Genomic DNA, 6430 nt, shown 5'->3' with positions numbered 1-6430 from the left:
CAGTGAGGGCGCTATCGCCAGCAAGCCGGCTCCTACAGGCTCAGCATTACTTCGCGACCTTGCCCAAAACGCGCAGGCGGCTCACACCACCATCCGGGAACACGTTCAGGCGGATGTGGGTGATCGGGCCCAGCGCCTTGATCTGCTCGGCGAAGGTGTGTTCGGCGTGCATTTCCAGCTTCTGGCTTGGCAGTAGTTCGCGCCAGAACAGCGATTGGGTTTCGATCTGGCTGTCGGTGCCGCCCTTCACGAATGCACCCTGGATCGAGCAGCTGTCCGGGTAGTTGCCCTTGAAGTGCAGGGTGTCGACGATGACTTTCTCGACTTCACCCGCATGGCCCAGCGCGACGATCACCCAGTCATTGCCCGGGGTACGACGACGTGCGGTTTCCCAGCCATCGCCCATGTTGATGCCACGGCCCGGGTTGAGGATGTTGCTCATGCGGCCGAAGTGTTCATCGGAGCAGGCGAGGGCGCGACCGCCGTTCAGGGCTGCAGCCAGGTCGACTTGTTCGTTGTCGCCAACGGCCGACCAGTCGCGGAACGGAATGCCGTACACGCGCAGACGGGCCACGCCACCATCCGGATAGATGTTGAAGCGCAGGTGGCTGAACGCCTGGTCGTTATTGATTTCGTGGTAGTGATGGCTGTTGCCCTGCAGCTCGACGGCCGACAGCACTTCAGTCCACTGGGTGTTTTCGTCCGGCTCGCCCGAGGCCAGGAAGCAGGCTTCCAGGGAGGCCGATGGCGGGTAGTTGCCGGTGAAGAATGAAGTGTCGATGTCCACGCCTTTGATCGAACCCGGTACGCCCAGGCGGATCACCGCGCTGTCGTAGCCTTCGAAGCGCTTGCGGCGCGACTCCCAGCCGTCCATCCACTTGCCGTTGTCATCGAACACGCCCTCTTTCCACACGGCCGGGGTCGGCTGGAACAGACGGTTGGCGTCTGCGAACCAGTCATCGGTGACCGAGATGATTTTGGTGCCCAGACGGGCGTCGGCCAGGTTGACGAACTTCTCGAAAGGTACGGCGTAAGCTTTCATTCTTCTTGTCTGCCTTTAATAAGTTGGCTTGGGATGCTTGCAGTGCCCTGGGTGCTGTTTGCGTTTGAGAACACTCGGGCAAAGCTCGCTATAGGGTCAGTAATCGGAACAACGCGATCTTGTTGATCTGCGCCAGCGCGCATTTGAATTCGGTGTCGACCGAATTGTGAATGCGCGTTTCGAACGCCGCGAGGATCTGATGCCGGTTGCTGCCTTTTACCGCCATGATGAAGGGAAACTTGAACTTGGCCTTGTAGGCGTCGTTCAGCTCGGTGAAGCGCTGAAACTCTTCGGCCGTGCATTGGTGAATACCGGCGCCAGCCTGTTCATGGGTGCTGGCTTCGGTCAGTTGGCCCTGGACGGCAGCTTTGCCGGCCAGGTCCGGGTGCGCGTTGATCAGGGCCAGTTGGCTGGCGTGATCGGCACTCAACAGGATATCGCTCATGCGCTGGTGCAGGGTTTCGATCTGGTCGATCGAAGCGTCCTGGCCCAGGTCGAAGGCCTTCTCGGCCACCCATGGCGAGTGTTCGTAGATGTCGGCGAAGGCGGCGACAAACGCGTCGCGGCTCAGGGTCGAGGGTTTCAGTGTCTGGAAGTGGCTCATTTGGCAGCCCCTTGGTACGGATGGGTTTGCTGCCAGTGGCGAGCGATGTCGACGCGGCGGCTGAACCACACCTGTTCATGACTTTTAGCGTATTCGATAAAGCGTTTGAGCGAGGCCAGGCGCGCCGGACGGCCGATCAGCCGGCAGTGCAGGCCGATCGACAACATTTTCGGTGCCTCGGCGCCTTCGGCATACAGCACGTCGAAGGCGTCCTTCAGGTATTCGAAAAAGTCGTCGCCCTTGTTGAAACCCTGAACCTGGGTGAAGCGCATGTCGTTGGTGTCCAGGGTGTACGGGATCACCAGGTGTGGCTTGCCGGTCGGGTTGTTCGGTTCCCAGTAGGGCAGGTCGTCGTCGTAGGTGTCGCAGTCATAGAGGAAACCGCCTTCTTCCATCACCAGCCGACGGGTGTTCGGGCCGGTGCGGCCGGTGTACCAGCCCAGCGGGCGCTCGCCGGTGATTTCGGTGAGGATGCGGATCGCTTCGAGCATGTGCTCGCGTTCCTGCGCTTCGTCCATGTACTGGTAGTCGATCCAGCGATAGCCGTGGCTGCAGATCTCGTGGCCGGCCTCGACCATCGCGCGGATCACGTCCGGGTGACGCTGGGCGGCCATGGCCACGGCGAAGATGGTCAGCGGGATGTCGAATTCCTTGAACAGTTTCAGAATCCGCCAGACGCCGGCACGGCTGCCATACTCGTAAAGGGATTCCATGCTCATGTTGCGCTCGCCTTGCAGCGGCTGCGCCGAGACCATTTCCGAGAGGAAGGCTTCGGACTCTTTATCGCCGTGAAGGATATTGCGCTCGCCACCTTCCTCGTAGTTGAGCACGAAGGACAGGGCGATGCGGGCATTGCCCGGCCAGTGTGGGTGAGGAGGGTTACTGCCGTAACCGATCAGGTCGCGTGGGTAGTCAGCGCTCACTGCAGTCTTCCTTCTTGTTCGTGTCGACTTGTTCAAAGTCAGGGTGTGTGTGGCGGCCTGGCGATGAGAGGGCAGGCTGGCGTCACAGCGACGGAGTGATTGTATACAACTTTATATTCACTTTGTAAGCCTGATTTTTTGCATTTTTCACTGACTGCTCTCATTGGAGGGTACTGCAAGAAACCTGCCTGACTGGTCAGCTAATGGATAGAAGGTCCACTGATCTTATGGTTTGGCGCAAGATTCGCCCGCAAACCATGAATGCCGTTGGTGGTCGTAAAAATGTCGTTTTTATTGTGTACAATTTTTTTGAAAAATGTCTTAATCAGTCGCTCGCCGCAACTTTTCGTGCTCCGGAACGGTGCGGTGTCCTTTTCAACTGACTTCGGGAGGTGCGAGGTCTGACTGCTCCACGCAGGCAGGCGCGCAGAACCAATGGGACGTTTGACTACACACGTTTTGGACGCTGCACACGGTTGCCCGGGCAGTTCGATCAAGGTCGAGCTGTACCGCGTCGAAGGCTCGCAGCTGGAACTGGTCGCCACGGCGCTCACCAACAGCGACGGCCGGGTCGATGCGCCGTTGCTGCAAGGCGATGACTACCGTACCGGGGTCTATCAGCTGCAATTTCATGCGGGCGATTACTACCGCGCCCGTGGCGTTCAGTTGCCTGAGCCTGCGTTCCTCGACGTGGTGGTGCTGCGGTTCGGCATTTCTGCCGAACAGGATCACTACCACGTGCCGTTGCTGATTTCGCCGTATAGCTATTCCACCTATCGCGGCAGCTGATCCCCCAAGCAGCTGCCTCAACCTGGAAGCGACTGCGCATATAGCTTCTTTGGTCTTTTGCCCGCTCACACTGCGGGCTTTTTTTCGCCTGGTGGAAAGTCAAAAGATCGCAGCCTTCGGCAGCTCCTACATGGAAACGCATTCCCCCTGTAGGAGCTGTCGAGTGCAACGAGGCTGCGATCTTTTGCCCTTAGCGGCTCAACAATGAGGCCGCGCCCGCACCGCTGAACAACCCGGCACTGACCCGGTTAAACCAGCTTTGCCCCTTGCCGCTACGCAGATACCGCGCCGCGCCATGAGCCCCCAGCCCATAAGCCAGCTTGCACAGCAGATCCAGCACGGTCCAGGTGGCAATCATCACCAGCAACTGCGGCAGGAAGGGTTGTTCGGCACTCAAAAACTGCGGCAGGAACGCGGCAAAGAACAAAATGTCTTTCGGGTTGCTGGCGCCGAGCATGAATGCGCGCCCGAACAGTGCACGAAAGCGTGGCACCGGCGCAGCCTGGGGCACTTCGGCGCCCAGGGAGGGTTGGCGTGATTGCTGCCAGCTCTGCCAGGCGAGGTAGAACAGATACAGCGCGCCGACGATTTTCAGAGCGCTGAACAGCTGTTCCGACGCCAGCAGCAATGCGCCCAAGCCGAACGCCGAAGCGCTGAGCAGGCAGATCGAGGCAAACACGCCTCCGAGAAACGCCGGGTAAGAACGACGCAAACCGTAATTCAGACTGTTGCTGATCATCAGCAAAGACAGTGGCCCCGGTATCAGGATCACCACCAGCGCAGCGCCGCTGAACAGCAGCCAGGTTTCCAGACTCATCACTTTCCCCCCTATGCACAAAAGCCCCACCCGACGGGGTGAGGCTGGTTTGAAACGCGTACCGCGTGACGCTTATAAGAAGATGAACTTGGCGATGAAGATCGCGCAGAGCACCCACAGGCTGACGGATATTTCCTTGTACTTACCGGTGCCGGCCTTCAGCACCACGTAAGTGATGAAGCCCAGCGCGATGCCGTCGGCGACCGAGAAGGTCAGCGGCATCATGATCGCGGTGACGATCGCCGGAATGCTGTCGGTCGCTTCTTCCCATTCGATGTGCGCCATGCCGCCCATCATCAGCATCGCTACATAAATCAGCGCACCGGCGGTTGCATAAGCGGGGATCATGCCAGCCAGCGGTGCGAAAAACATTGCGGCAATAAATAGCACACCTACGGTCACGGCGGTAAGACCAGTCCGACCACCCGCCGCTACGCCAGCGGCACTTTCCACGTAACTGGTGACCGGCGGAACACCCACCACCGCCCCGAAAACACTGGAGGCACTGTCGGCTTTCATGGCGCGGGACAGGTTTTCGATCCGGCCGTCAGCGTTCACCAGGTTGGCGCGCTGGGCGACGCCCATCAAGGTGCCGGCGGTGTCGAACATGTGCACGAAGAGGAAGGCCAGCACCACACTGATCATGCTGACGTTGAACACGCCGGCGATGTTCATGGCCATCCAGGTCGGTGCCAGGCTCGGCGGGGCCGACATGATGCCCTCGTAGTGCACCAGGCCCAGGCCCCAGCCGGCGAGGGTCACGGTGATGATGCTGATGAGGATCGCGCCGAACACTTTGTGGTAGCTGAGCACGGCGATCATCAGGAAGCAGATGGCAGCCAGCAGCGGGCCGGGCTCGCGCAGGGAGCCGAGCTTGATCAGGGTGGCCGGGCTATCGACGACGATGCCCGAGGTTTTCAGGCCGATCAGCCCCAGAAACAGGCCCACACCCGCACCCATGGCGAAGCGCAGGCTCACCGGAATGCTATTGAGCAGCCATTCACGAATCCGGGAAAAGGTCAGGAACATGAACAACACGCCGGACACGAACACCGCGCCGAGAGCGGTTTCCCAGTTGTAGCCCATGGTGCCGACCACGGTGTAGGTGAAGAATGCGTTCAGGCCCATGCCCGGCGCCAGGCCCACCGGCCAGTTGGCGTACAGACCCATCAACAGGCAGCCCAGCGCGGCGGCGATGCAGGTGGCCACGAACGCGGCACCGTGATCGATCCCGGCATCGGCCATGATGTTGGGGTTGACGAAGATGATGTAGGCCATGGTGATGAAGGTTGTCAGACCGGCGATCAGCTCGGTCTTCACCGTGGTGCCGTGCAAGCTGAGTTTGAAGATGCGCTCCAGCCAGCCATTGCGTAACGGCGGCGAGAGTTCCAGCGTCGAGGCTTCGGATTTGCGGCTTTCCACAGCGAGTACTCCTCAAGAGTTTTATTGTTATTTCCAGGGCCGGACCCATGAGGGTGGCAGCGACCCTTTGAGGTACTTGCGAATTTGTTGACCTGATGGTCAGGAACTCGCACGAAGCGAATTATGCTTTTGTATACAAATAAAGCAAATAATGTTTTTGATTTTGTAGACGAAAAAAATGGCAGGCGGGGTATATAGATATGAAATGTGATGTGTAGCGAGCTTTTTGTGGCGAGGGAGCTTGCTCCCGCTGGGGCGCGCAGCGGCCCGACTCAGGCGGTGGCAATTTTTCAGGCATACCGGCGTTATCGTTCTTTGCGACTGCTGCGCAGCCGAACGGGAGCAAGCTCCCTCGCCACAGTCAGGTGTCGTTCCGATCAACTCTGGTTACTTCCCCCAATGCCTGATTCACCGCCAACCACCCATTCACCGCCGTCTCCCCAGCTTCGGCAAACACCCGCTCGAGCAATTTCACCTGCTCGCGCCGCAACGACTGCTCGAACCGCGCGCCTTCCACAGTCAGTTCCAGCAGCCGCTTACGCTTGTCGGTCTGGGACGCGACGCTGTTCACCAAATGCATTTCCACCAACTGCCGCAGCGGAATGTTCAGCGCCTGCTTGGTCACGCCGAGCAGCGCCAGTAACTCCTTGACGCTCAGGTTCGGATAACGCGCGATGAAAAACACGATGCGCTGATGCACCCGGCTCAAGCCGCGACGCTCGAGCATTTCATCAGCCTTGGCGGTGAAGGCCTGATAGCCGAAGAAGAACGCTTCCATGGCTTGTTGCTGGGTGGTGGGGTTTTTAAGGTCAAGCATGTTGACGTATCCGCTC

At 59.4% G+C, this 6430-nt stretch carries 7 protein-coding genes; 1 reads left to right on the top strand and 6 read right to left on the bottom strand.

Features of this window, described 5'->3' with window-relative positions:
• Positions 1–46: 46 nt before the first annotated feature.
• The 3 genes from alc to puuE all read right to left on the bottom strand — a co-directional run bounded on the left by alc (position 47) and on the right by puuE (position 2569).
• Entirely contained in the window at positions 47–1042 is a 996-nt protein-coding gene (gene alc / locus AC07VO_RS11375) for an allantoicase (protein ID WP_007940834.1), read from the bottom strand.
• Between the two features lie 88 nt (positions 1043–1130).
• Entirely contained in the window at positions 1131–1646 is a 516-nt protein-coding gene (gene uraD, locus AC07VO_RS11370) for a 2-oxo-4-hydroxy-4-carboxy-5-ureidoimidazoline decarboxylase (RefSeq protein WP_086945805.1), read from the bottom strand.
• A complete protein-coding gene (gene puuE / locus AC07VO_RS11365) occupies positions 1643–2569 on the bottom strand; it encodes an allantoinase PuuE (protein ID WP_007940832.1) in 927 nt (308 codons plus the stop codon). Before puuE ends, uraD begins: the two co-directional genes overlap by 4 nt.
• A gap of 435 nt (positions 2570–3004) precedes the next feature.
• Between puuE and uraH the strand changes: the two genes are divergently transcribed.
• The gene (gene uraH, locus AC07VO_RS11360; RefSeq protein ID WP_007940831.1) at positions 3005–3358 is read left to right on the top strand and encodes a hydroxyisourate hydrolase; all 354 of its coding nucleotides are present in this window, start codon (positions 3005–3007) and stop codon (positions 3356–3358) included.
• A gap of 190 nt (positions 3359–3548) precedes the next feature.
• On the opposite strand, the gene AC07VO_RS11355 is transcribed toward uraH, so the two are convergent.
• The 3 genes from AC07VO_RS11355 to AC07VO_RS11345 form a co-directional block, all read right to left on the bottom strand.
• Entirely contained in the window at positions 3549–4175 is a 627-nt protein-coding gene (locus AC07VO_RS11355) for a LysE family translocator (protein ID WP_018925190.1), read from the bottom strand.
• Between the two features lie 72 nt (positions 4176–4247).
• Entirely contained in the window at positions 4248–5597 is a 1350-nt protein-coding gene (locus AC07VO_RS11350; protein WP_064619262.1) for an NCS2 family permease, read from the bottom strand.
• A gap of 361 nt (positions 5598–5958) precedes the next feature.
• Positions 5959–6414, bottom strand: coding sequence for a MarR family winged helix-turn-helix transcriptional regulator (locus AC07VO_RS11345; RefSeq protein WP_064619259.1), 456 nt, complete (start codon positions 6412–6414; stop codon positions 5959–5961).
• Positions 6415–6430 lie beyond the last annotated feature (16 nt).

This window comes from Pseudomonas sp. GW821-FHT03E01, from assembly GCF_059420765.1.
Note: the sequence above shows the minus strand (reverse complement) of the source record. Positions and strands in the feature narration are given on the sequence as shown.